The following is a 25,994-nucleotide window of genomic DNA, read 5'->3' on the forward strand; positions in this document are numbered from 1 at the left end:
GGACTCTTCATTGGCCAACGTTCGGACATGAAGCTTCGTAAGGCAATTCTTCACCAACAAACTCTTTCCACTCGGCTGCCGTCATGTTTCCGGAGAGGTGCTCGCACAATCGTTCAGCCATCCCTTTTGGATCAACGGTCCAGGTACGTATGTACTTATCTCTGCTTCCGGTCAGCACCAAACTACTCGTAGGATCAAAACAACCGGTCATTACCCAGTCCTCGTGATCATCCAATAAAATGGGCAACTTCCGAAAATCATTGAGGTCCCAGATGCGTGCCGTTTTATCCCTACTGGTTGTCAATTATAAGTTACCGTCCGGGCTGAATTGAATATCTGTCACGGTACTGGAGTGCCCTAGGATCATTCGTTCCAATTCTCTTTCCAGAATATTCCACAGTACCACATCTCCTTTGTCCCTGCCGATGGCCAATAATTGACCATCAGGGCTGATGTCCATGCAAGTGATGGCTGGTCTGCCCAGGTCATATCCAAAGTATTCCTGATTCTCCCAACTTTCGATTACGCCATCCAGGGTACCGGCATAAATGGTTCCGTCTTTGGTAGCAACCTCCAATGCAAAGACCTGCGACCTGGTCTGTCCGATTTCACGAGGTTCTTCTTTGAAACCTTTGATGATCAATTGCTGATTTTTTGTGACAGAAAGGTATTGCTGCTCTTCGGGCATGAATACTGCCATTTGCACGGGCTCTGGATCTCTCACAGCAACTACATCTTCCACTGTATTGGGATCCAGGGAAATCAATTGGAGGCCTGTCTGATAAAAAACAAGCATCATCCATTTGCCATCTGGCGAAATATCAATGGATCGAACAATCTCATCAGAATCAAAAACTACTTCTGGAAGGGCCCTGGGATTTTTGAGGTTCCATTTTAATACCGATCCATCCGATGAGGCGGAGTAATAGGATTGTTTATCAATACCCATTTTCAAAGAGGTAACTGTGCGGTCATGACCCAGTTGCTGATTGTAAGCCAACATCGATGTACATATTGGCTTCATATAGCGCCGCATATACATTCAAATGCGATACATACGGCTCGACTTCCCGACTGGTCCAATACTCGTAGGCCTGTTTCGCGATCAGGGACTTCAACTCCGTGAGGTAGGCCGGCATTACTAAAGAACGTTGGGACATAGACAGGACTAATTCCGTGGTTTCCAGCTGATCGATCCTTTGGCTGTTTTGTCCCATGAGTCCGATAGGAAGGAGGCATGTAATAAGGAAAAAGCGCTTAAGTCGCATGTGGCATTTGTTAAGAACATTGAAGTTACTTCAAATACAACGACGTAGCAATCTTTTCACCCACTTCTAATCATTCAAGCAAAAAAGCCCCTCCAGTTTCCTGAAGAGGCTATTATGAAGAGGCTGCTGTGAGGCGCCTACTCAACTTTGTCCATGTAATAGCTAAATCCTTTCCCATCAGCTCCCAGTACTTCCACAAAAAGCCGAGTCTCTGATCCAGGCTTATAGCGGATCTTCACCGGAAAGTCGTGCGCAGGGTTTTCAAAGGAAAGCATTGATTTCTCTGCTGAATTCAGCATAAACGGTGTGGCCGCTCCTTGGTTCTGATTAGGTACCGTGGCATAATACACTGCAACATCTTCCTCCCATACAATCTTGAGGGTTTCTTTAATCACCTGTTGCCCATCCTTCATTTTGTAGGCGTAGCCTTTTAAGCCGCTTCCCTCCTTTTCCCACACTTCATAAGAGGCTCGTCCTTCTACCTGCCAGGTACCTTCGAGTACGTCAATGTTGACTTGTGCTACCGTAAGAAAAGGAATGGACAGCAGGATGAAAAAAAGTGATTGCTTAAGATTCATGATTGTCTTTTTTTGGAAGCGAACCTACCATGGGCCTTTGAAGGTGTATTGTAAAAAACCGACACCTATTGGCGAATGGGGATTAAGATGCACTTTCTTAGATTGGACTTCTTTCTGGAATCTTTTCTCCAAAATAAATGTAATTCCTACTGTGATGAACTCGAAAGCATTAGCTAATCTCAATCCTTCTGGGGAACAGAAAAAAATGCCAGTTCTGTTCCTGGGGCATGGCAATCCCATGAATGCCATCATGGAGAATAAGTTTGTGCAGGGTTGGCGGCAAGTGGCCGGTGAAATACATGAACCTTCAGCCATTCTGTGCATTTCCGCCCATTGGGAAACCAGAGGGACCAAACTAACCACAATGGAACAACCGAAAACCATTCATGATTTCGGTGGATTTCCGAAAGCACTATTTGAGGTACAGTATCCTGCTCCCGGCAGTCCCGAGTTAGCAAAGTATACGCAACAACAAATCCAATCTACACTCATTGAACTCGATCATGATTGGGGACTTGACCATGGTGCATGGTCGGTGATTAAGCATATGTATCACAAGGCTAATATTCCCATTGTGGAAATGAGTTTGGATTACACCAAACCGCCAAAATATCATTACGAATTGGCCAGAGAGCTATCCTTTCTGAGAAAGAAGGGAGTACTGATCATCGGAAGTGGAAATGTGGTCCACAACCTAAGGATGGCTGCATGGGACCGGCTGGATGAAGAGTTTTCATACGATTGGGCTGAAGAGTCCAATGACCTCATTGAAAAAAGTGTCATGCATGGGGATCACAGCAAATTGTGGAATTACGCTGCACAAGGTCGTTCCCTGGATCTGGCCGTACCCACCCCTGAGCACTTTCTGCCCTTGCTCTACGTCATGGGCTTACAAAGTAAAAATGAAGACGTGCAACTATTTAATAAGGCTACGCTAGCTGGGTCTCTTTCGATGACCTCCTTAAAGGTCGGGTAAGTCGCCACCTCATTTCAGAAAGAAATTGGCAAAAGTGGGATCATCAAAACCGTATTTGGAGGGGTCTTCTCCGGTGAATTCCTGGAAGTTTTTGATGAAGTGGGTTTGATCATAATACCCTGCCTGGTAGGCAACTTGCGCCCAGTTGTCCGGTTTCTCATTCACGACCTGAAAGATATAGGCATGCCGAATGATGCGACTGTATTTCTTGGGTGAAAGACCGACATGTAGTTTGAAGTGACGCTCCAGGGTCCGTTCTGAAATATCCAATGCTTCAGTGAGTTCCTGAACATTAAGCATCCCTTTCGCTACGAATATTCGCTCTATTGCTTGTTGAACGACTGGCACATGGTCCCAGCTTTGTTGCAGGATCAACGTACTGCTATCTCCGCACTTCTGCTCAAAGGTATGGTCCGATCTAGCCATCAGTTTCAATGATGACCAAAAATCGTCGAATGGCAGCGGTACCACCTGATCTTGTATATCGACAGCATGTAATCCAAATATCACGTGCAAAGTCCAGGGTTGTAATTTGATCGCAAACATGCGAACTGGGCCGGTATTCTTTAAGTGAAAAAACCGGGTAGCTTGTCCTGCCAGTAAATCAAGCGCCTGTCGTACCCATTGTCCGGATATGTTGATCTCGTACGGATCGCCATAGTGAAAAATGACTTCCGGGTAACCATCCGGGATGATCTTCTGCTCCATGAATTCGGTGGAGTCACTCTCTACCATCCAAAACCACTTGACCCAGTTGGCCAACTCGCCAGTTGCTTCTTGTTGGAAATATTGCACATGGAAAGATAAGTGAAGGCACCGAATGCCTGAGGGTAAAGCCAGGATAAGGCATGCACGAAGCGTAAGATGGCGGGGCCTGAAGCCTGGCTACCCGCGAGGAGGGTAGTAAGCGGGACACATTGGGCAGGAAGTGAGGCGCCAAAAGATGCGCTATCTACCGATTTGGATGTATGTTTACGGTTATGGAAAATCACGACCCGAAGCGTATTGGTTATTTGCTGGAACGAACCACTCGGATCATTAAGCTGAGCTACTCGCAATCATTCAAATCGGCAGGTTTTGATATAACCCCCGAACAATGGGTGATTCTGGAAAGTCTCTATTTGAACAACGGACAATCACAAAATGACCTGGCCGAATATAGTTTTAAGGATGCTCCCACGATCTCGCGGATCCTGGACTTGCTGGGTACCAAAGGGTATACCATCCGGGAGGAAGTGAAAGGCGATAAAAGGGCCCGAAAAATCACCCTTACGGAAAAAGGTCACCAACTGGTGACGCAAATGCAACCGCTGGTAGATGAACTGCGAGAACAAGGATGGAATGAACTGACCGACGAAGACCATCAGACCCTGGTACGCATCGTGGATCAGGTATTTCAAAACTACAACAATTGATCGCTGGTTGCTAAAAATCACCGTTCGACATATCTTAGGTAAACCAAACTCGTCTTGCCTCGCCTATGATCGGACTGTCGGACAATGAAACTGGGAAAGAAAATCAGGTAGCTCAGTGGCTGAAAAAACTGGAGCGTGAAAGCTGGCAGCTGGAGCTGCTCGTATCTGCGTTCACCATTTTCTTGCTGATACAAGCCAATATCGCCTACAAGGAGTTTTTCGACGGCCTTGTGTACTACTACAATGTCAATGGTGATATCAACGCCTTTACCTACATGTTTCTGGGTCTTGTGGGCGTATCGATCAAGGCGCTAACGCTTTTTCTGGTGCTTCACCTGATGCTAAGAGGTTTCTGGATTGGTGCCATAGGCTTACGGTCCGTCCAGCCGAGTATAGACTTTGCCTCACTGAACTACAGCGAATACTTCACCGAAAAACTCAAACAAAAAGTAAGAAGTCTGGATGATCTGGTGATGATGCTGGACCAGCTGTGTAGTGTGATATTCGCGTTTTCGTTTCTGGTCATCTCCATGTTGATCGCTTTTGGGATGTACCTGCTTTTTCTTGGCATCGTAGCTTTCTTCCTGAATTGGCTGGGTACTTTCGAACTGGAAACTCTGAGCACTGTTCTCGGGTTTTCTTTAATACCGACCATTCTCCTGACGGGTTTGATCTATTTGATCGATTACTTCACGCTAGGTTTCATTAAAAAGATCAAATGGTTTTCGAAGGTCTACTACCCCATTTACCGGTTTTATGGGTTCATCACCTTTTCGGGGATTAGCCGATCTATCTATTATTACCTGATCACCAAGTTTTCGAAAAATCGGATCCGATTAGCATACCTCATCGCTATGTCATTATGGATCTTTAGCATCACGTTGGAATTTGATCAGTTTCAATACTTCAGCAACGAAGATGACAAGACCTTCTTATCCAACAACTACTACGACGACAGACGTGATGAGGATAGTTACGTTGGCGTACTTAGTATTGAATCCAGGACCATTGCGGGGAGTTTCATGCCCGTATGGATTCGATCAAATCCACAGGAAAACAGCGAAATACAGGCGGTTTGTCCGGAATTCGAATCTCCTAGAAATGATGGATGGAACTCTACCCTGAATATCGCGATGGATGATGGATCAGTCAACCTGAACAGCGAAGTATCAGATGGAGCTGTGGAACGTCAAATGTTGGATTGTATGCTTGCGTATTATCGTGTCTCTATAAATGATTCTGTCTACCATGAATTGGATGCATTTTTCCACTACCACCCTCAAAAAGATCAAAAAGGTATTCTGGCCATGCTGGAAACCTCCACCTTTCTTCATGGTAAAAACATGCTCAAATTGGAAACGCAGCTGATCTCCGAGAAAGATTCGGTGAAGACTAGCAAATGGATAGAAGTAGCGAATGTTCCCTTTTGGTTTGATGCTAAATAATAGACATGACTGATCACTTTGATGTAATTGTGGCAGGTGTGGGAAGTATGGGTGCTTCTTCCTGCTATGAACTGGCTAAATCAGGGTTGTCTGTATTGGGCCTGGAATCTCGAACGATCATCAATGATGATGCTTCTCATAGCGGACAGACCCGTATTCTAAGAAAAGCTTACTTCGAACACCCGGATTATGTCCCACTATTAAAATCCGCCTACCATGGGTGGGATGCACTGGAGCAGGAAACCGGAAAGCAGTTTTATCATCCAGTGGGTCTGGCCTATCTCGGCAAAAAAGATCACCCGCTGCTGCAGTCAGTCAAAGCTTCGTCCGCGCAATATGATCTCTCGCTTAAGCAACTGAATCAAAAGAATGTCAGGGCACTTTTACCTGATTTTGCGATTCCACCACAATACGAATCAATCATGGAACCGGAAGCAGGTTTGGTCTGTACCGATCAGGTCATAGCAGCTTACTGCGATCTGGCACGAAATCACGGAGTAACTCTCAAGGAGCATGAAAGCGTCCAAAGCTGGGAAATGAAGAAAAACCAGGTAATTGTAAGCACTTCAAAGACTGCCTACACATGCGACAAGCTGATCCTGACAAGCGGGTCTGGGATGGCACAATTGCTACCAAAAGGCATGCCTCCGCTAAAGGTAACGCGTCAATTGATCACATGGGTAAAGCCTAAAAACATCGCAAATCTGACCTTGGGAAAACTCCCGTGTTGGGTATTGGCCCGAGATGATGAAAAGGGCATCTTTTATGGCTTTCCCATGCTGCCAGCCTCATATGGCGGACATGCAGGATTGAAGGTTGCTCACCACTATCCCGGTGAGGTCATCGATGAGCTGACGGATGAGGCACTCGTAATCGAAAAGCAAAAAATTGAGGCCATGATGCAGGAATACATGCCTGAAGTATTCGATGGGTTTCTGGACGTGTCTAGTTGCTTGTACACCTACTCCCCAGACGATCACTTCGTCATTGACTTTATTCCGGATACTGATCAAAGAGTGGTGGCCGCGGCCGGATTTAGCGGACATGGGTTCAAGTTTGTCCCAGTAATGGGAGAAGTACTTCGGGATTTGGCAGTTGCCGGTAAAACGGAACATCCGGTTTCATTTCTGAAGGCGGACCGGGATTTATAAATTAGAGTCCTCGTTAGGAAAACAAGGACTAGTGAAACAACTGGATAATGGTGTCGGTGAGGACACCAACACCGGCAGAAAGAAAGCAGCATCGCCTCTGAAAACGCGTCAGTCTAAGGTCCTCGGTAGGCAAACGAGGACTGGTGATATACCTTTCGACAAGCTCAATACGACCGACGCTTTGTGACACAATCTCCATCAAATTATCCGCTTCTAACGGTGCGAAAATTCTCTCTCATCCGCTTCTATCCCCGACGACATTCAAACCTTCCTTGGTCAAAAACAATGTTTGATTTCAAATTAAATATTTCAATATATTAGCTTTGATTAGTGAGGAAAATCGAAAATGATACCTTACAAACATCAACCTACACTAGGATGTCTTTACGCTTAATTTCCAATGACTTACTTAATTTTTTCACCCCTTTCTAATAACGGATGAAGAGACGGATACAAGCTTTTATTGGCGGCCTAAGCGTAGCACGAAAAATTGCCATTTCAAGTACCCTCGTCATTATTTTGACTACCGTAAGCGGTGTTTTCAGTCTGGCCACATTTCAGTCCAGTAGAAACATCGATGAGCAGATCACGAATCAATATTATCCCCTCATTTCAAAACTGAAAGCCTTTCGTGTTTTCGTTCAAAACACCAATGAACTTTCTTCGAAATGGATGTATTCCCCCAATGATGAAGATAAAGCCTCATTGAGAAACGCGCTTGAGAATACTTATCCAGTTTTTGAAACAGACATCAATGGGTTAATCTCCAACTGGCCAGATTCAACAGGTGAACTTGTTGGGGAAAGATTAGCGGCTTTTATAAAGGTAACGCCGAGCATTCAGGAATTGATGGATAAACTGAACAGCAGAGAATCCTATGCTGATGACTTTTTGTTATTTGAACTTGTGGCATTGTTAGACGATGAAATAACAGCGCCATTAGAGACTCTGGTCACTCAACTAGACCTTTCGATCAGCAACCTCGAAGACACCTCATCTCAACTGATCGCTACAAAATATTCCTCATTTGATCGGCTGGAGATTATCATTATTGTCATGACTTTATTGGCCATCATTATTGGCGTGACTACCACAATCTTTGCTACCCGGTCTATTGTTAAACCAATCCACCATCTGAATGATACCATCCAGCAGTTGAGTCGCGGATCAATACCGCTCTTTGAATTGAAAGCTTCGAAAGATGAGATCGGTCAAATCGTTGAGTCCGTTAAAAAACTTCGGAAAAGCCTGATCAGCACGGCCACTTTTGCACAGGAAATAGGAAAAGGCAATCTCGAAGCGGATCATGAATTATTGAGCAAGGAAGATGTGCTTGGACAGGCACTGCTCAATATGAAACAAAACCTTTCGGCAGTGATCTCGGAAACCAATCAAGTGGTATCCAAGGTGGCCATTGACGGAGAATTTTATAGTCGCCTTGATCTGGAAGGAAAACAAGGCGCGTGGCTTGATCTCAGCAATTCCATCAACGAGTTGTTCGAGTCCATCACTGTACCCTTTCAGGAGGTTGGCAAAATCCTGACTGCCATGGCCAATGGCGATTTGACGGATCAATATCAAAATGAAGCCCGTGGTGAAGTAGAAAAGCTGACAAACAGCCTGAATTTTGCGTTGCGTAGCCTTAAGGAACTTTTGACGGACATTGGTAATACGGCAGACATCATCGACCTTACATCACAAGAAATGCTTTCATCCGGTGAAGAGATGATCACGAATGTCGTGGAGATCTCCACTGCAATCGGAGAAATGAGTACGGGTGCTCAAAGCCAGGTGAACAAAGTGGATGAATCTTCGCAATTGGTAGAAAACATCCTTTCTAGTACAGATGAAATGATCTCTGACTCAGAATTGATCTATAAAGCTGCACGCAAAGGGGTCACGGACAGTGAACGAGGTGCTGAAATGATCGGTAATGTGGCAGGAAGTATTTCGGAAATCAGGAATGCTTCCAATGAAACCAATACCGCAATGAAAACGCTGGCAACCAACTCCAAAGAAATAGAACGAGTGCTGGGGGTTATCACAGAAATCGCTTCACAAACAAACCTACTCGCTTTGAATGCTGCGATTGAGGCGGCCCAAGCAGGAGATGCGGGCCGGGGGTTTGCCGTAGTAGCAGAGGAGATCAGAAAGCTGGCAGAAGATTCCAGGAATTCCGCCAAAGAGATCCAAAAACTGATCAGCAATGTAAGTCAGGACACCTCGCAAACGGTGGACCTGATGAATGTCATGACGACCGAAATTGAAAAAAGCGTAGAAGCAGCCAATGAAGCTTCCGACGTATTCAAAGACATTGCAGATTCTTCCACCTCAACGCTAGGCTTCTCCGAACGCATTCTCAAGTCCAGCAAAGACCAATCAACACTCATCAAAAAGGTCGTCACTAATACGGAATCCGTTGTTGTGATTGCGGAAGAAACGGCTGCCGGCACCGAAGAAGTAGCTGCTTCTGCTAATCAAATGGAGGCAGGCATGAATAACTACATTAAAAAATCAAGAGACCTTAACGAGGTTTCAGATACGCTAAAAGTAAATTTGGAACGGTTCACGTTGAACAAGCAAGAAAATACTGACAAGACCACCAATAATGATTAAGCTTCTAAAATTGCACCGTTTTTGTACTGTTTTCGTGATGATCAGTAGCCTTACAGGGGCCTACGCGCAAGGTTTCAACGGCGACACGTGGGCCACTGCCCTCAAAAACAAAAGTGCCAGGGTCGTACTGACCAATGCGGATCTAGCTAAATTTTCAGAGACGGTCGATGGGAATGGATCGGGGATCTGCTTTGATATCATGAATGACTTTGCAACGTATGTTCAGGCAAAATATGGCGTCGCAATCACTTATGACTACCAGCCTGTGGCAAATACCGCCAATTTCCAGTCATTTCTGAATGTCGTAAAGGCCAGTAAAGGCGGCGTTTTTGGATTAGGAGACATCACTATTACCACTGCACGTAAGAATACTTTTGATTTTGCTCCTCCTTATTTCGAAAATGTGGCGATCCTGGTTACGGATCGAAGTGTCCCTGAATTGGGATCGCTCTCAGATATCGCAACTACCTTCAAAGGCATGAAAGCTGTCTCTCAACGAGGCACTACACACGATAAAATCCTCAAAGAGATGCAACGCAGGTATGGCAATTTTGAGATCGTTTACGCCGAAACATCCGTAGGTAAAACAGACAAAGTCCTTTCTTCTCCTGAATACTGGTCGTACATAGATTTTCCGAGTTACCTCAAACTATTTTCAGATCGCATTGCCATCAAACGACATTCTGTGGGAGACCGTAAAGGAGAGTCTTTTGGTTTCATCATGCCAAAAGGAAGTGACTGGGCTCCTATCATCACAGAATTCTTCAATGCCAACGGAGGCTATGTTAATAGTGAGGACTATCGTGCGGTATTGAATAAGAACCTCGGGCCAAAAGTAGTCAAATTGATCAGCCTACTCTCCAGAAAGGAATAGCTATCCTATGTAAAAATAACCGCCATGAATTCACACCGCCATTTCAAACTTATTATTTCTTTCCTGTTGATCTTATTCGCTTTTTTTGATATCAAAGCGCAGCGGCTAAATGGGGATACCTGGGCAACTGCTCGAAAAACCAAACGTGCCCGATTGGTACTTACCAATGTTTATCTGGTCAATTTCTCAGAAACTGTGAATGGGCAAGGTTCAGGTATTTGCTTTGATATCATGGATGACTTTGCTACCTATGTTCAGTCAAACTATGGTGTGAGCATCAGTTTTGATTACCAACCCGTGGAAGACACCAGGAATTTCCAGGCCTTTTTAGACGCAGTACAATATGGCAATGGTGGTGTATTTGGTTTGGGCGATATCACCATCACCAACGAACGGAAAAGCATCTTCGAGTTTGCTCCTCCTTATTTTGAAAACGTGGCTATCCTGGTTACTGATCGAAGTGTCCCTGAATTGGGATCGCTTTCAGATATCGCGACTACTTTCAAAGGCATGAAGGCTGTATCAGAAAGAGGTACTACCCATGACGAGACCTTGAAAGACATGCAGAAAAAATACGGCAATTTCGAGATCGTATACGCAGAAAGTTCAATGGGTAAAATCGATAAAGTGCTTGACTCTCCCGGGTACTGGTCATACCTGGACTTCCCTAATTATTTGCACTTGTTTTCTTCACGCATCACCATCAAACGACATTCCGTGGGCGACCGTAAAGGAGAATCCTTCGGTTTTATCATGCCCAAAGGAAGTGACTGGGCTCCTATCATCACTGAGTTCTTCAATGCCAACGAGGGTTATGTCAACAGTGAGGATTACCGTGAGGTAATGCGGAAAAACCTTGGCGAAAAAGGTGTGAAGTTGGTTGGACTGCTTTCCAGGAAGAAGTAATTGCTATCTATACCTAAGTAGCTTTTGTAACGCTTGATTTATGCGTCCTCGTTTCGTAGAAACGAGGACAAGTGGGCTCTTCAACATCATTCCGTAGAGTATTCCTATCACGATAAATGATCATATTTCACTCATTGATCTGCCGGAATCTCAAAATTTGATAGTTAGGAGTTTCTTTCTTTGAGATTCCGCAGGGCCGCCTGGCGGTACAAAAATAGACCTCCTAAAAAAACTGATGATTGCCGACTGATGACCGGAGCGCTAGAATAATGGCTCTTTTTTTTAGAATCCCTAGTCAAAGATTCTTATGCTTACCGTCGCAGAAGCCAGGATTTGCGGTGTGTTTGCACTGGCACATATAGTAAGTTTTGCTTTCTTCTACTGTGATTTTTTGTGGGGTAAACTCACCACCTTTATGAGCGCCATCACAAAATGGTTGATTCTTGGACTCTCCGCAGGTACACCAGAAGTATGGTTTTCCAGCTTCTAATTCTACGGGGATAGGTTGCTTTGCAGCTATGGTTGGCTCTGCCATGTTTATCTGTTTTTATGTATGTACATAGATAAGTATGATCATTTAAATGAAGTTCAAAGAAAAGTTAGTTTAGAATGGTTCTAAACTCATGAGATTAATTGGATTATTGGCAAGTTTGTGATGACGCAAACTCTGGCAAAACTCGCAGGGGATAACTCCTGCGATGGCCATAATTAAGTTTATCAGTATGATCTAAATTCTATTGTCCGATCAATCCAGAGGAAATAATAAAGTTGGCCAAATAACCCAGACAAATAAGTCCTAATAAATACTCGGTGTATATCAGTATGATGCCCACCGGCTTTCTGTAATTCATACGATCTGTAGATATTTTCAAACCAAAAAAGATTAGCGAGGTGTAGAAAAATGCAAGAGAGAAATACTTGACATTTCCATGAACTTTATTCCATAACAATCCAGTAGTCTTAAACTGCTTTCGCCTCCATGGTTTTCCTTCGTACAATGCAGTGTCAATGATCTCTATGGGATACACTACTTTCGATAAATATGGAAAAGCAAGCCAATTCACTAATGTAGAGATCAGTAAAAAAATCAACGTCCAAAGCCATATACGTTCTTTATTGTAGCCGTAGTTATTCCAATAGAAATTCACCCGATTCATCATCTTTTTTATAGGTGAAGCATTTGGATTTTGCAAGTCTTTAAATGCCTGATATTCCTTGTCCAGGGTCTCATAACTGGTGAGATAAACCCGGTCCTTAAAATTCTTGAGGAGTCCCTCGTAAACATTAGTAAGGGATTCGTAATCACTGGCTCCTATTTTTTCAGGCCAAAAAACCTGGAATTGATCATAGCGAAGTTTGAATTTATCGATAGGCGCATCCCGCAAGTCCAGGTAGCATTTCCGATGAGTAGCGAGTTGCGCTGAATCAAGTTCAACGGATGTTAAATCAATAATGGAGTTAGTACGGATATTCCGGAAGCTTAAGGTATCTGGCAATTGGATTTTCAAGAAACTCGCTTCTCTTTCGAATCGAGCATCATCAAAGTAGGCAACCTCACCAAACCTGGTGTAGTTAAATTGAACATCTGCTTTAAATACTGACAAAGAGAAATCTGCGTCATATAAGAACCTGGCTCCCTGAAAATCAGCTAGCTGATAAAATTGCGTCTCACCCGAAAACATAGCGTCAGAATGAAATTCAGCGGAGGCAAAACGGGCATTCCCTTTGAAATGGCCACTAAGGAAAAAATCCCCCTCAAACCTAGATTCTTCGAAATAAGCTTCTTGCTCAAAATTCAACCTCCCTGCATTGAATTCGGAGAGGAAAACAGCGAATAAAAAATTTCCGGGGCCCTTAAAATTCACATCATCAATAGAAACGTAGCGTTGAAAGACAGAACTATAAAAGGTAAGCGAAGGATCAATCCCGACATATTCCAGGATCACCTCATTCAAGAAAGTGATTGAATCCTCGCCGTTTATGTTCTTATCAATGACAAATTCACCAATTTGCTCATAGCTCTTCAACACATCATTCCCTGAAAAGTCTTGCGCAATTGCTTTGAAGCTGAAAATAAAAATAAATCCTAACAGGGCGACACCTGATTTTTCAGGAAAAGCTGGCATTATCTCGTCTATTTAATCGAGTACTTCTCTTGGCACAAACTGTCTCAAATAATCATGGCTCTGTACCAGAGATCGTTTCCGCATCTCCAATGAACCTTCAAAGGAACGATCCTCTACCTCCACACAAACCGCTCCGTCGTACCCTGCGTCGGTGAGGTAAGAAAAGAACTTACTCCAGTTGACATCACCCATTCCAGGAAGTTTGGGGGTATGGTATTCAGATGGATTCGCCATGATCCCAACCTGATCTAATTGCTCCCAGTCCATGCGCACATCCTTTGCGTGTACATGCGAGAACTTTGGCGCAAATTCTTTGATGGCATTCAGGTAATCCATCTGTTGCCAAATGAAATGTGAAGGGTCAAAATTCAATCCAAAGTATGGACTAGGAATGTCCTCGTACATCTTCCTAAAAATGGCGGGTGTTGTTTTCAGGTTTTTGCCTCCCGGATATTCATCATTTGTGAACCACATCGGGCAATTTTCGATGCCTACGAAAACTTCTTTTTCTTCTGCCAACGCAATCAAGGGCTTCCATACTTCCAGAAATTTTGGCCAGTTGTCTTTGACTGATTTGGTCCAATCTCTTCCGATGAATGTAGTGATTTGATTGATTCCCAACAATACACTGGCATCCATCAATTTCCTAATGTGAGTATTCGCTACCTCGGCTTCCTCCTCTACCGGACTCAAAGCATTGGGATAAAACCCCAATGAACTGATGCTGACCCCATATTGCTTGATCAGGGATTGCACCTTTTCCGCTTCTTTTGCCCCAAACTCAGTCACATCCAAATGGGTCACCCCTGCATATCGACGCTCTGCTTTTCCCGGAGGCCAACACATGACTTCTATACAATCATATCCAATGGCTGCTGCCAATTGCATGGTTTCTTCGAGGTTCAGTTCAGGAACAATGGCTGTTACAAATCCTAGTTTCATATCAACTCAAAAGATTACCCTCATCATCCCATTTTGCGATCTCATTCCTTTTCGACTGATCAACGCACTTGTCCAACCAGGCTTCGTCGTAGGACATGCCAAGATCATCCAGCACATCTTGAGGTACACCATCCCAAATAGCGGTAGTATTCCCCTTGTACCCAAGGTCTTCAATTCCTTCTTTCGTCGTATAATATCCGGTCAGGGTCAGGTTGCGAACCAAAGAGAAGAATTTAATTCCTGCCTGTAACGCAGGGTCCTTCCGTTCGGGATAGGCAATTTCATCACAAAGCGACTTTTGCTGTTCGATAGTACAGGCTTTGAATACTTTTTGGAACTGCTTATTACTTCGATTGTCCAGCCACATCAATCCGCCGCGAATGGGCAGTTGATGATAAGGCAGGTCTTTCACTATGAATTCCATGAAATCGGGAACTCCTACTGCAGTAGCCGAAGGAAATTGCGCATTGGACGGCAAAATGATATCACAAAGTATGGCCAACGTTTCCAACTCGTGTGGTTGTAAAAAGACCTCCGACATGAGTTTCTCATCACGGGCCATTTCTTCCTTGGTTCTGCCATAACCATTCTGATCTGCTTTCGCCGGTGAGGCAACTTCTTCGTCCTCGGGAGAACATCCCTGTACCACCAAACCTCCGGCCAGGGTACCGACAAACATTGATTTCAAACTTTCTCTTCTGTCCATGGCTTACAGGTTTTGTTTTTTCATTTCATCGATGATATAATCAGACGCTCTCCAGGCCAGGGCCATGATCGTCCAGGTAGGGTTTTTATCCGCTTGCGACACGAAAGGTCCACCATCCACAACAAATACGTTTTTGCAATCATGCAATTGATTGAAGGAATTAGTGACAGAACTTTTGGGATCACTGCCCATTCGGGTCGTACCTACTTCATGAATGATCCTTCCTGGATTCAGCAATCCGTAATCCTGCTCCTTCCCCGGTTTTTCACCCAATAAGGTTGCTCCCATCGAATCAAATACCTCTTCAAACGTATCATGCATATGTTTGGCCTGATTTCGTTCATGATCGGACCAGGTATAGTTGAATCGTAACACGGGGATTCCCCACTCATCTACCTGATCTAGATCGATTTCACAATAGTTGTCCTCACGGGCAATGCACTCGCCCCGTCCGGAAACACCCATCACCGAACCGTAGAAACGCTTGACATCATCACGAAGTTGATCCCCATAGCCACCGACTTCCTCTCCTACATGTTTGGCAAGGGAATTAGGATTGAAACCAAACCCATAAGAAGGCATACCCATGCCGCCCCAAACTTCGATGTGATAGCCGCGAGGGAAATCCAATTTGGCATCATTGAGCCACCAGGGCGTGTACACATGCATGCCCCCTACACCATCTTCATCGTAGACCTTGCGATTCATCAATTCCGGCACAAATGCCGCCCGACTGGCACCCGTGGAATCATGCAAATACTTACCCACTGCATTGCTGCTATTGCCCAGGCCGTTCTCATGGATTTTGCTCTTCGAGTTTAATAAGATGCGGGCCGAACTACAGGCTGACGCTGCCAGTACTACCACTCGCCCATTGATCTGATATTCCTGACGATCATCCTTATTGATATAAGAAACGCCTGTCGCTTTCCCAGCGTCATCAGTAAGCACTTCCCGAACCATTGCATTGACATACAGATCTACTTGGCCTCCTGCTTTTTGGGCCGGGAAGATCAGACATGATCCCGAAGAAAAATCGGCATAGACGGCACAACCTCGATTGCACTGGCCACAATAGAAACAGCTACCACGTTGATCATTGATGCGTTGGGTCAGGATAGACAGCCGCGAGGGAATGGTAGGGATGTTTACTTTCTTCGTGGCATTGATGTAGAACAACTCATGCAAACGTGGCTTAGGAGGCGGAAGAAAGAAACCGTCCGGTTCGTTGGGAATATTCTCTTTGGACCCAAAAACACCAATGAGTTTATCCACCTTATCGTAGTAGGGTTTGACGTCTTCGTAGCTGATGGGCCAGTTATCACCGAGCCCGTCGACATTTTTCCTTTTGAAGTCTAATGGGCCAAACCTGAGGGAGATCCTACCCCAATGATTGGTACGTCCGCCAAGCATTCTTGATCGAAACCAGTCAAATTCCGTCCCCGGCTTTTTGGTGTAGGGTTCACCATCAATTTCCCAGCCACCATACGCACTATCAAAATCTCCAAAAGGACGAACGGAGCCCGCGCCTCTTCGGGGCGATTCCCAGGGCCACCGAAGTTGGGTCCGTTGTTCGGCATCGGCAGGATCAAAGTATGGTCCGGCTTCTACCACAGCGACTTTCAGGCCAGCGTTGGCCAGGACATTGGTAGCCATGCCTCCGCCTGCTCCTGAGCCTACAATGACAACATCATATTCTTTTGGGTTTTTCTTGATTTGCATCCTCCCAATTTAAGGAAAATGCAACAATCCAACACTTGTTTATCTACCCACTTTGGGCAAGAACCGACCCGTTCGGTCCATGTACGCTGAGTACTGATCAAACCTGTTCAGCAATAAGTGCTCTTCATACCTGGCCTTGAACTGGAAGAGTATCCACAAGGCTACGGTAAGTAATCCTTTCCAGACCGATCCCGAATAAAGTGAGTAACCCAAAGCTGCCAATAAGATCCCTGTGTAGATCGGATGACGTATCCATTTGAACACGCCGCCATCAATCAATCTTGCGGTGGCTCTGGGTGAAGGAAAAGGAGAAATGGAATGCCGCAATTGCCAAACAGCCGCCGCACTGGTCAAAATACCTGTAAATACGAAGGCCAAACCTACCATTTGAAAAGTGGCGAAAGACCCCCAACTCACAGGAATGATGTAGGCGACCATCAGGATGAATTGTGCCGAGAAGAATAATCGATCTTTCCAGTAGGTATTCATGGCTGGCAAATATCTCGAAAATGATGATTTCTAACCGGGTACACTACGTGACCCCAAATCAATTGTTGATTCGAAAGAAGGTTGCTCCTACTGTAATGCATTTTAATTATTCAATGCGCTAATTTAAATTGCATTACAATTTCATAGACAAATGACTGATGGACATAGCGATAACTTTCCCTCTAATGAGCAACCCTCTCCTGAAAAAATCAAACAAAGAGCAGCCATCATGCGAAAGCTTCAGGAACTGACGCAAGAAGATGACCCAGTGGTCCGTAAGCGCCTGACACATGAACTCACCCTTGAAATTTCAGAGATGCTACTTGAAAATCAAGAGATGAAAAAGGAGTTGATCGCTTTTGTGAAAAGGTTGAGGGGTGATCATTGACACTTCTTGTATCTACGATCAGATGAGTTATGACTTTGAACCATACTTTTGAATCAATCTCTGGTAGTTACCGACGTTGATGATCAAGATTGATATAAAAAAGAACAACACCATCGTTCCAATGATCGTCACTTTAACACTCTCGGAGTAGAAGCCGAGCGCAAATACCGTAGATAGCACTATACTTGTTAGTGTTGCGCCGAGGAAATATTGAAATGAAGTCCTAAGCTGTTGATTCACTTGTTCCTTGTAATCTAATTCCTCCTGAATTTTCATCATCACCCGATCATCAAAACTGTGATCTGTTAAATCTCTGGCTGCTCCTTTGATCAAATTCCTTATTTCATCATCTTCCTGAACACGCTTAAAATTCTTATTCATATGTTTTGATCCAAGTTTAATAAAGCCCGTAAATGTTTCCTGGCACGATGTAGTATCACTTTAGCATTTGTCGTGGACCAGCCCGTGACAAACCTAATTTCTTTCATACTATGTTCTTCCAGATAATAAAGGTTTAATATCATGCTCTCTTTAGGCGGCAACAGCATCATTGCTTGCCTTACCTTATCCATTATCGCCGGTAATTCTGGTTCGCCAGGCTCGTACAAAGAAGGATCTACATTCTCGACATCCGTGGTGATTACATTTCTCTTCAATTTCTTTAAAAATTGAAACGACTCATTTACAACGATTCTGTAAAACCAAGATTTAAATTGAGCTTTTCGATTGAAAGACCGTAGACCATTGAATGCCTTCATAAATGCATCCTGAACTACTTCCTCTGCATGATGATCATCCTTAACAATCGATACGGCTAAATTGAAAGCCATGTCTTTATAGGTTTGAAGGAAATACCTAAATGCATGTGTATCACCGGACAATACCTGATCGATGTATTCATCGTCCATTCTTATCTCGTCGACGGTCCCCTATGAAATGATTGACAATCAGAGATATACCTATACAGAGTCCAAGGATGAAGGTGATGAGGAATCCTTTAAAAAGTTCCTGATCACGTTCTAAATGCAAGATCAGAAATGCGATCAATAGAAATGCGAAACTCAGCCCTGTGGTAATTATACCCAGGCGAAGCCAGGGAAAAGAAAACCTAAATTGATTTCGACGTTGAATTTGAAAGATATCTTCCAACTTTTCACCTTTCTTCAACAAATACATTCGCTCCTTGTCTCGGGCCTTTTGATAAAAGAGCCAGGCCAAAAAGAACGCCGCAATAATTGAAACTGAAATGATACAGAAAACAATGAGTTCTAGCATGATGATTGGATTTTGTGTTTGATACCTGCGAAAAACAATTGATTAGTTCAATTTCTTAGCATGCATCTTGCCTTCAGGCCCATCCATTTCCAATCCTGTTACTTTTCCCATATTGTCTATCAGGAAGTTGAGATCCATCGTTAGACTTTCATCCAAAAACTTGTGGCTTTCATAGGGTTTGATCTCAACTTTCTGTCCTTGAGCGTCTCCGTATAGTCTTCCATTTTCATAGATAATGGACAGAACAAATTCAGCGGAAAACTGGTACGCACCCAGATATCTTTTCAGTTCAGTTTGTGATAATTCAATAAAAGAAACATCAGCTATTGAGGGAGCAATCTGAGTTATGTGATCAAAACTCAGCATTTTTGAAGGGACCCACCTATCTTGTTCCTTAAGCCATAAATGAGTGAACCTCGCAGTAGTAGTACCGAATTGATGAATTCCTCTTTGTATCGCTCCATATAATTGACCTTCCTCATACAGTGGGAAAACCTCCAAACTACCTTCGACTAGGACCCTTTCTGTCATATTTTGTCCGTTGCTGCAAAGGTTCTCTCTAAGCGTGTTGACGAATGTTTGTTTAGACGTGATGTACCCATCTTTGTCGTGGAAGAATTCAAATCGATCAGGTAATAATCGATCAATAACCTGAAGGTCACATTGGTTGAACCCTATTTCAAAGAGTAAGCTATCTTGGGCCTTGAGTGTTTTGTAAAGGTCTGAATCATGAGATATTTGAGCGCAAACCTGCTCAGTCAAAGCGACCAAGAATAAAACTAATATCTGACTGAAGAGCGTAACTATTTTTTTCATTTCTTCTCTATTATTTGAACTAGTTGCCCAATAGGATTAGAAGAATTTCGAAAAGGTTACAATTCCAGTAAAAAAATCAATGGTGATAAAAATGCTCTGAACCACTGTTCTGGTGTAAGAAGTTTTGATCCACAAAAAAAGGCCACCATCTCTGGCAGCCTTTCTAAAAGTTTTCCTTGATTAGAATTTCTCAATTGGAAGAAGCAAATTCCGCGTAGCCTTCCAATTCAGTGCTTTCGTAGATCGCAGCAATGGCATCAAGCCCTTTGGCATTGTTCAACGCCTCTTCAAAAGCGATGGTATCCTGATAGCGAACGCACAAAGCAATATCAAGCACTTTTTTCAATTTTTCTTTTGCTTCTCCTTCTCCCATTTTGCCTTTCTTGGCGCTTTTCTTGTAATAGGCATTCATCTTTTTTACCGTCGAGTAGATCGCCAGTTTTTCGATGTTCAATGCCGGAGCCGGGTTCAATGGGGTAGGCTCATCCTGATAAGTATAAGCTTGTGAAAACAACAGGATCTTCTCTGAAAACGCCGTACCAAATGGATGATTTCTTAGATCACCTTGGAAAACCTCGCTGGCATCTAGCTTATCCTCCATGTAGTCAAACGTAAAGTCTTGTCCCATCACACTGAGCATGGGAGCAGCAATCAACAAAAACACAAAGACCTTTTTCATAAGTAGCATTATTCTCTTCTGTAGTATCTCTTCTATGCAAATTTAAATTCTAATATCAATATTTCAAGCGAAATGCCATTTTGTTGACGACAAATCAAATAATATTCTAATTATTCAAAATTTCATTTTCCTATTTATCAATTCGATAAAAGAATAAATCGAGTACTTTCAAATTTTATCATTTTTTTAATTAAAATTTCACCTGTAAACATCCGGACTTTCCACATTTCCTTCTTTCTAGAGCATCATCCTTCGGAATTATCTACCATTTCAGAAAATAAAACCCTACGACCATTCATTCTCGAAAGAGACCTTTAATCTTTCTTAGTCAGAAAGTGACTTCTTGCATGCTTCAACAGCATTTTCACTCATTCTTCCTAGAACGTGAATATTTTTTTCAACCTTTTTGTAACTTCCGGTAAGTAGTAGCGTCATCCTTCCGAATGTCAGTCAAATTATTCAATAGCGTGATCCTCAATTTCACCGATAACTTTTATCGATTTGCGCTTTCGATCCTGAAAGATTCGGAAACGGCAAAAGATGCGGTGCAGGAATGCCTGGCTAAAATCTGGGATAAAAGACAGTCCCTCGAGTCGCTGGACAATCCTCGCGCCTGGGCGATGAAAATTGTGCGCAATCACTGCCTGGACATCATTCGGAGCCATCGGCCTCTGATTGATATAGCTGACAGCCCGTCCATTGCCGGGGGTGATACACCCGACTTTGACCTGCTTTATCAGGATCAGCAACGGTGGTTTCAGGAAACTGTCGAAATGTTGCCCGTAAAGCAGCGGGAGATTTTCCACCTTAGAGAGGTGGAGGAGATGAGCTACCAGGAAATTGCCGATGTACTAGGGTTGAACATGAGTGAGGTGAAAGTCTCGCTGCATCGCGCCCGAACCAGAGTCAGATCAACATTAGAAAAAGTGGAAGCTTATGGAACCTGAAATGGATCAATTGCTGGATAAATATTGGAAGGGGGAAACCACGGTGGAAGAAGAACGTCTGGTCAAGGCACACTTTGCCAAAGCCAAGGACCTTTCTCCTACTGCACAATACTTTAAAAGCATCCACCAACAGCAACAAGTGAAGGCTGAAGGCATTTCCTGGAAGAAGAAGAGCAACTTCACCCGCTTTTCGGCAGCTGCCACGATTATCATTGGATTGCTCGTTGCCTTTTTGACCATCGAGAATAATCCTAAGAAAACGCAGTATGTGGTGGAAATCGACGACCCGCAAGAGGCGCTTGAGATCACCCGCAATGCACTAATGATGATTTCTGGTGGCCTTAATGAAGGAAAACAGTATTCCGAAGAATTAAAGAAAATAAACAAGCCCAAAAGGGGAAAGAAAGATAAGGATAGCTAATGAGTTCGTTTCCTGCCTAGCCGGCAGGCTGGTATGAACCTCAACGTACTATTTGAGAGCCTCAGCGTGACAGTGAAAAATTGAAATAATCCTATTGCTTAAAGTGACTTTGACATTCACACTCAAAAAAGGAACTTTTAAGATTAAGAAAATGAATAAGCAAAATACCATAGTAAGAGCTACCCTGATGATCATGATGGTCGTTGGATTCTTCGCTGCATCTGCACAAGGTGAATTGATCAATCAATACCTGGATGATTACGCCGCAGATGAGAATTACGTGAAAGTATCGATCAATAGCAGAATGTTTTCACTGTTCACCGAACTGGAAGGAAACAGCGAAGAAGAAAAAGAATTTCTGGAAGCTGTAGCAAAGTTGAAAGGTTTGAAAATCCTTGCCAGCGACAGCCTTCCTAATGGAAGCAGAGCGATCTACGATAAAACTACAGCAGACGTAGACAAGGCGGGATATGAAGAATTGATGACTGTAAAGGATGCGGAAGAAGACATCAAATTCAGCATCAAAGAAAAGAAAGGCATCATCGAAGAACTGATCATGGTCGTCGGTGGTAATAAAAACTTTGTATTCCTGAGTCTTTATGGCGAGATCGACTTAAAGACAGTTTCCAAGCTTGCCACATCTATGAATGTGGACAGCTTGAAAGGCTTGAAAAACCTGGATAAGGGTAACTAAAAGCAATAGTAGTAGCGTCGGGTAGCTACCGACGTTCAATTTTTAGAGGTAGGAACTGCTGGAGAGGTATCTTCTCCAGTAGTTTCTTTTTTGTCATGTGTGCTTATCTTGGTCAGATACGAATCGAAGCGCTCATGATTGGTCCAAAAAAACTCAACATGAAAAAACACAACCTACTCATCGCTTTGGCGATGTTGTGGGTCTCTGCATTATCAGCGCAGGAGGCCCCAATCAAAGCGTATGCTGAGGACATCAGCAGCCGCAAATTCTGTTTCTATCCCAGTACCTTACGAATGATCAACCTGTCGAATGATCCGCATTTTGACGAGTTGGTGAGTGGCATTCATAAACTATTGATTTACCGGATTCCGCAAACTTCCGACAACATCGACAGTTACCGACAAATGCTTAAGGAGTACCGAGAGAGCGATTTTGAAGAATACGCACGAATGGAGGGCGCGGGAAATCGATTCTTATTACTAGGAAAAGAAGGGTTCACCAAAGAACAGTATGTTGGCGTTGCCGGTGCCGACGGTATGTTGCTCGTATTCTATATGACCGGCAATATCGCCTGGGAAAACATTCCTTCGATGATGCGACAAATGCAAGGCAACGAGATGCTCAATTTCCTGGACTTTAATCAACCTGTATTCGATGACTAGTAGCACAACACAGCTCGCTCCGAGCATCCTCCAAATTAATCAACTCAGTAAGAATTTTGGGCGCATACAAGCCGTTAATTCGCTGGAGCTGAATGTTAGGAAAGGTCAGGTTTACGGTATCCTTGGCCCCAATGGAAGTGGAAAAACCACGACGCTGGGTATGATCCTCGACGTGGTGGCACCTTCTTCCGGATCCTTCTCATGGTTCGAAGGTAAATCACCCGAAGCAAGCAGAAAGCTCATCGGTTCCATTTTAGAAACTCCTTGTTTCTATCCTTATTTGACACCTGTCCAGAACCTAAGGATTGTAGCAAACATCAAGGGTTGCGGATATGATCGAATTGAAACAGTGCTGGAACAAGTCAATCTACTTGATCGCAAAAATGACAAGTTCAAAAGCTACAGCCTGGGAATGAAGCAACGGCTTTCCATTGCTGCGGCCCTTTTATCCGACCCTCCGGTCTTGATTTTTGATGAGCCCACCAACGGGCTGGATCCGCAGGGTATTGCTGAGATCCGGGAACTGATTGGCGATGTAGCTGCGCAGGGGAAAACCATCATCATGGCCAGTCACTTACTGGACGAAGTACAGAAAGTCTGCACAGACTTTTGTGTATTGAAAAAAGGTGTAAAACTGCACGAAGGACCTGTACAGGATATCCTTGGGGAAACCAATCAGGTAGAAATCGCTTCGGCAGACCCGGATGCACTCACTACTTTGGTAGAAACATATAAAGGCGTACATTCAATTGAAACCATTAATGGTTCGGAGCTTAAGGTGACTTTGCATCCGGACTTCAAGTCAGCGGACCTTAATCAATACTGCTTCGAACAGCAGCATGTCCTGACTAAAGTCAATCCGCTGAAAAACTCCCTGGAACAGGAGTTCCTTAAAATTCTTGAAGAATCCGAAAACGAAGCAAAATGAACATCTTACGCTCTTTCCAATTAGAATGGCTGAAAATGAAGCACTACCGAATCTTCTGGGTGCTTTACGGCATGTATTTAACTGCACTGATCGTCATTTCTTCGTTCGGCGCGTTTTTCCTGGAATGGTTGAAATCCAAAGGTGCAGACTTCAATGGAATCGACCCTACCATTCTTCCGATTTATGATTTTCCGGACATCTGGCAGAACATCGCCTGGCTGGCAGCTTTCCTTAAGATCTTCCCGGCCTTTATCGTGATCATTTCAGTCAACAATGACGTGACTTACAATACCCTGCGGCAAAATGTCATTGACGGCATCAGCAAAAAAGAATATTTGTTATCCAAATTCGCTCTGGTATTATTCCTTGCGCTGAGTGGTGCCATCGTACTCTTTGCTATGGGTATGATCACAGGCTCCATCTATTCGCATACACATGCCATTGGTGCCATGTTCCAAGACATGGAGTTTTTGTTTGCGTTCTTTTATCAGGTCGTGACCTACTGTATGCTTGCGTTTTTGCTCTCTCTGATCATCAAAAAATCTGGATTCGTCATCGTTGCCTTGTTCCTATACACCTTGATGTTCGAACCGATATTGGCAGGTATCCTGGGCAATGTCCCGCAAATCAAAGATTCGACAGCCTGGATCGTCGACTTCCTGCCTGCCATGTCTCTTTTCAATCTGATTGATGTCCCATTCGCCAGGTACTTCTTCTGGGAAATCAAAGACTATATCGGCATCAAGGAACTTGCCATCGTTACAGGTTGGCTTGTCTTCTATGTGAGTGTTACCAGTAGAATTTTGGTGAAGCGGGATTTGAAGTAGCGTAATCGAGCTAAGGCATAGGCTAAGCAACCCGATTACTAGAAGTAATCAGATTGCTGCCCGTTGCCACACGAGAAATCAAAAAAAGAAGATCTTTCCATAAAGAAAGAATATCCTTCTGCTTTGTTGGCAAATAAAAATTGCATTGATACGGCAGTTCACATATATCACTTTAAGAAAATATTGCATTTCAAAGCACATACAAACGATTTCATATATGCAAAAGTTATTTTCCATAAAAAATATAGTAATAACGTAATCCATTTTAGGGCTTTGTTGGTTAATTTGATATAAGAAACCAAGAGCCTATGGAAACCAATTATCTGGATGACTACATTCAAGAAATTGAATGTTTGTCGCGGGAGGAAAACTCCCTTTACACTGAAGTCGGACTAAACATCCTTGAAAACCTAAGAAAGGTGTCAAAAGGTAACATTCAACGTGAAAATCAAATTTCTGATTTGCTCAATGTTATTTATTGTCACAGAATTGGAATGCGAAAAACGGCTTAGTATTAGAATCCAACGTAGGTCGCCAGGAGAAAGTAAATGATCCTGAGACCAAATAGGATTAAAATTAGAGAAACCACCTTATTTAATCGCTGAAACCATTGGGGATTGATAAGGTGTTTCTTTTTATTGGCGATGATGGCTTTGGTGATGTCCGAAGAAAGGATTGTAACCAGAACCCCGCCGAAGAAAAAACGCTGATCAAAAGAACTGTAGTCGTAGTTTACAGACACAAACGATACCCAGCTCACCCAAAACAAGATAATGAACGGATTGAGGCCATTGAGTAAAAATCCTTTTACCCAATATTTGATCAACAAGGTGCGATCTTCTATGGTCACTTCTTCATACTCCGGTGGCTTTTTCCGCCAGGTATAGACACCATAACCGATCAGAATCGCAGACCCCCCCACGCTGATCCAGAATTTGAATTCCGGATTATCCAAAAATGATGAAATTCCCAGAATCGTGAGTACGACATAGATGATATCGCTGAAGGATATTCCTAATGCCAGGAATATCGCAGCCCTTAAGCCAGATTGAACGCTCGTTTGAATCAAAGCGAAGAATGCCGGGCCGATGAAGAAGACAAAGACCAGGCCGAATATGAGCCCGTGAAAGAATGGATGCATTT

31 protein-coding genes are annotated in these 25,994 nt (G+C 43.6%); 14 read left to right on the forward strand and 17 right to left on the reverse strand.

Features of this window, described 5'->3' with window-relative positions; genetic code table 11:
• Positions 1-7 precede the first annotated feature (7 nt).
• From R8G66_11875 to R8G66_11890, 4 genes are all read right to left on the reverse strand, one after another.
• Positions 8-304, reverse strand: coding sequence for a hypothetical protein (locus tag R8G66_11875; GenBank protein MDW3193059.1), 297 nt, complete (start codon positions 302-304; stop codon positions 8-10).
• Positions 305-1,003, reverse strand: a complete 699-nt coding sequence (locus tag R8G66_11880; protein MDW3193060.1) for a WD40 repeat domain-containing protein — start codon at positions 1,001-1,003, stop codon at positions 305-307.
• Complete coding sequence (locus R8G66_11885; protein ID MDW3193061.1) at positions 972-1,268, reverse strand: hypothetical protein; 297 nt, start codon at positions 1,266-1,268, stop codon at positions 972-974. Before R8G66_11885 ends, R8G66_11880 begins: the two co-directional genes overlap by 32 nt.
• A gap of 137 nt (positions 1,269-1,405) precedes the next feature.
• Positions 1,406-1,846 (reverse strand): DUF6265 family protein, encoded by a 441-nt coding sequence (locus R8G66_11890; protein ID MDW3193062.1) that lies wholly within the window; start codon positions 1,844-1,846, stop codon positions 1,406-1,408.
• 154 nt (positions 1,847-2,000) lie between these two features.
• Here R8G66_11890 and ygiD point away from each other — a divergent pair, with 154 nt between their 5' ends.
• A complete protein-coding gene (ygiD, locus tag R8G66_11895) occupies positions 2,001-2,822 on the forward strand; it encodes a 4,5-DOPA dioxygenase extradiol (protein ID MDW3193063.1) in 822 nt (273 codons plus the stop codon).
• Positions 2,823-2,831: 9 nt separating this feature from the next.
• Here ygiD and R8G66_11900 read toward each other — a convergent pair whose 3' ends face one another.
• Positions 2,832-3,617: a helix-turn-helix domain-containing protein gene (locus R8G66_11900; protein MDW3193064.1), complete on the reverse strand. Its 786-nt coding sequence runs from the start codon at positions 3,615-3,617 to the stop codon at positions 2,832-2,834.
• A 185-nt stretch (positions 3,618-3,802) separates the two neighbouring features.
• Between R8G66_11900 and R8G66_11905 the strand changes: the two genes are divergently transcribed.
• The 6 genes from R8G66_11905 (at position 3,803) to R8G66_11930 (ending at position 11,229) form a co-directional block, all read left to right on the forward strand.
• Positions 3,803-4,237 carry a MarR family transcriptional regulator gene (locus tag R8G66_11905; GenBank protein ID MDW3193065.1) on the forward strand — a complete coding sequence of 145 codons (435 nt, stop codon included), beginning with the start codon at positions 3,803-3,805 and terminating at the stop codon, positions 4,235-4,237.
• A gap of 65 nt (positions 4,238-4,302) precedes the next feature.
• Positions 4,303-5,682, forward strand: a complete 1,380-nt coding sequence (locus tag R8G66_11910; protein MDW3193066.1) for a hypothetical protein — start codon at positions 4,303-4,305, stop codon at positions 5,680-5,682.
• 5 nt (positions 5,683-5,687) lie between these two features.
• The gene (gene solA / locus R8G66_11915) at positions 5,688-6,833 is read left to right on the forward strand and encodes an N-methyl-L-tryptophan oxidase (GenBank protein MDW3193067.1); all 1,146 of its coding nucleotides are present in this window, start codon (positions 5,688-5,690) and stop codon (positions 6,831-6,833) included.
• A gap of 438 nt (positions 6,834-7,271) precedes the next feature.
• Positions 7,272-9,449, forward strand: a complete 2,178-nt coding sequence (locus R8G66_11920; protein MDW3193068.1) for a methyl-accepting chemotaxis protein — start codon at positions 7,272-7,274, stop codon at positions 9,447-9,449.
• Positions 9,442-10,323 (forward strand): ABC transporter substrate-binding protein, encoded by an 882-nt coding sequence (locus tag R8G66_11925; protein MDW3193069.1) that lies wholly within the window; start codon positions 9,442-9,444, stop codon positions 10,321-10,323. Before R8G66_11920 ends, R8G66_11925 begins: the two co-directional genes overlap by 8 nt.
• Before the next feature lie 24 nt (positions 10,324-10,347).
• Positions 10,348-11,229, forward strand: a complete 882-nt coding sequence (locus tag R8G66_11930; GenBank protein MDW3193070.1) for a transporter substrate-binding domain-containing protein — start codon at positions 10,348-10,350, stop codon at positions 11,227-11,229.
• A 295-nt stretch (positions 11,230-11,524) separates the two neighbouring features.
• Here R8G66_11930 and R8G66_11935 read toward each other — a convergent pair whose 3' ends face one another.
• The 6 genes from R8G66_11935 to R8G66_11960 form a co-directional block, all read right to left on the reverse strand.
• Positions 11,525-11,764 (reverse strand): CDGSH iron-sulfur domain-containing protein, encoded by a 240-nt coding sequence (locus R8G66_11935; protein MDW3193071.1) that lies wholly within the window; start codon positions 11,762-11,764, stop codon positions 11,525-11,527.
• 199 nt (positions 11,765-11,963) lie between these two features.
• Positions 11,964-13,355, reverse strand: a complete 1,392-nt coding sequence (locus R8G66_11940) for a pentapeptide repeat-containing protein (protein MDW3193072.1) — start codon at positions 13,353-13,355, stop codon at positions 11,964-11,966.
• A gap of 12 nt (positions 13,356-13,367) precedes the next feature.
• Positions 13,368-14,297: a sugar phosphate isomerase/epimerase family protein gene (locus tag R8G66_11945; GenBank protein MDW3193073.1), complete on the reverse strand. Its 930-nt coding sequence runs from the start codon at positions 14,295-14,297 to the stop codon at positions 13,368-13,370.
• 1 nt (position 14,298) lies between these two features.
• The gene (locus tag R8G66_11950; GenBank protein MDW3193074.1) at positions 14,299-15,003 is read right to left on the reverse strand and encodes a gluconate 2-dehydrogenase subunit 3 family protein; all 705 of its coding nucleotides are present in this window, start codon (positions 15,001-15,003) and stop codon (positions 14,299-14,301) included.
• Between the two features lie 3 nt (positions 15,004-15,006).
• Positions 15,007-16,725: a GMC family oxidoreductase gene (locus tag R8G66_11955; GenBank protein MDW3193075.1), complete on the reverse strand. Its 1,719-nt coding sequence runs from the start codon at positions 16,723-16,725 to the stop codon at positions 15,007-15,009.
• 39 nt (positions 16,726-16,764) lie between these two features.
• Entirely contained in the window at positions 16,765-17,214 is a 450-nt protein-coding gene (locus tag R8G66_11960) for an isoprenylcysteine carboxylmethyltransferase family protein (GenBank protein ID MDW3193076.1), read from the reverse strand.
• 151 nt (positions 17,215-17,365) lie between these two features.
• Here R8G66_11960 and R8G66_11965 point away from each other — a divergent pair, with 151 nt between their 5' ends.
• Positions 17,366-17,602, forward strand: a complete 237-nt coding sequence (locus R8G66_11965; protein MDW3193077.1) for a hypothetical protein — start codon at positions 17,366-17,368, stop codon at positions 17,600-17,602.
• A 27-nt stretch (positions 17,603-17,629) separates the two neighbouring features.
• Here R8G66_11965 and R8G66_11970 read toward each other — a convergent pair whose 3' ends face one another.
• The 5 genes from R8G66_11970 to R8G66_11990 form a co-directional block, all read right to left on the reverse strand.
• Positions 17,630-17,983, reverse strand: coding sequence for a hypothetical protein (locus R8G66_11970; GenBank protein MDW3193078.1), 354 nt, complete (start codon positions 17,981-17,983; stop codon positions 17,630-17,632).
• Positions 17,980-18,510 (reverse strand): RNA polymerase sigma factor, encoded by a 531-nt coding sequence (locus R8G66_11975; GenBank protein ID MDW3193079.1) that lies wholly within the window; start codon positions 18,508-18,510, stop codon positions 17,980-17,982. Before R8G66_11975 ends, R8G66_11970 begins: the two co-directional genes overlap by 4 nt.
• Complete coding sequence (locus R8G66_11980; protein ID MDW3193080.1) at positions 18,500-18,877, reverse strand: hypothetical protein; 378 nt, start codon at positions 18,875-18,877, stop codon at positions 18,500-18,502. Before R8G66_11980 ends, R8G66_11975 begins: the two co-directional genes overlap by 11 nt.
• A gap of 42 nt (positions 18,878-18,919) precedes the next feature.
• A complete protein-coding gene (locus R8G66_11985; GenBank protein ID MDW3193081.1) occupies positions 18,920-19,693 on the reverse strand; it encodes a nuclear transport factor 2 family protein in 774 nt (257 codons plus the stop codon).
• A 190-nt stretch (positions 19,694-19,883) separates the two neighbouring features.
• Positions 19,884-20,372 (reverse strand): hypothetical protein, encoded by a 489-nt coding sequence (locus R8G66_11990; protein MDW3193082.1) that lies wholly within the window; start codon positions 20,370-20,372, stop codon positions 19,884-19,886.
• 443 nt (positions 20,373-20,815) lie between these two features.
• Here R8G66_11990 and R8G66_11995 point away from each other — a divergent pair, with 443 nt between their 5' ends.
• The 6 genes from R8G66_11995 (at position 20,816) to R8G66_12020 (ending at position 24,851) form a co-directional block, all read left to right on the forward strand.
• Positions 20,816-21,319: a sigma-70 family RNA polymerase sigma factor gene (locus R8G66_11995; protein MDW3193083.1), complete on the forward strand. Its 504-nt coding sequence runs from the start codon at positions 20,816-20,818 to the stop codon at positions 21,317-21,319.
• A complete protein-coding gene (locus tag R8G66_12000; GenBank protein ID MDW3193084.1) occupies positions 21,309-21,740 on the forward strand; it encodes a hypothetical protein in 432 nt (143 codons plus the stop codon). The genes R8G66_11995 and R8G66_12000 overlap by 11 nt, the downstream gene beginning before the upstream one ends.
• 151 nt (positions 21,741-21,891) lie before the next feature.
• Entirely contained in the window at positions 21,892-22,434 is a 543-nt protein-coding gene (locus R8G66_12005; GenBank protein ID MDW3193085.1) for a DUF4252 domain-containing protein, read from the forward strand.
• A gap of 158 nt (positions 22,435-22,592) precedes the next feature.
• Positions 22,593-23,096 (forward strand): hypothetical protein, encoded by a 504-nt coding sequence (locus R8G66_12010; GenBank protein MDW3193086.1) that lies wholly within the window; start codon positions 22,593-22,595, stop codon positions 23,094-23,096.
• Positions 23,089-24,024, forward strand: a complete 936-nt coding sequence (locus R8G66_12015) for an ATP-binding cassette domain-containing protein (GenBank protein MDW3193087.1) — start codon at positions 23,089-23,091, stop codon at positions 24,022-24,024. Before R8G66_12010 ends, R8G66_12015 begins: the two co-directional genes overlap by 8 nt.
• Positions 24,021-24,851, forward strand: a complete 831-nt coding sequence (locus tag R8G66_12020; protein MDW3193088.1) for a hypothetical protein — start codon at positions 24,021-24,023, stop codon at positions 24,849-24,851. The genes R8G66_12015 and R8G66_12020 overlap by 4 nt, the downstream gene beginning before the upstream one ends.
• 514 nt (positions 24,852-25,365) lie before the next feature.
• Here the strand turns inward: R8G66_12020 and R8G66_12025 are convergent.
• Positions 25,366-25,992, reverse strand: coding sequence for a LysE family transporter (locus R8G66_12025; protein ID MDW3193089.1), 627 nt, complete (start codon positions 25,990-25,992; stop codon positions 25,366-25,368).
• Positions 25,993-25,994: the final 2 nt, after the last annotated feature.

The sequence above is a fragment of the Cytophagales bacterium genome, assembly GCA_033344775.1.
Lineage (GTDB): Bacteria > Bacteroidota > Bacteroidia > Cytophagales > Cyclobacteriaceae > JAWPMT01.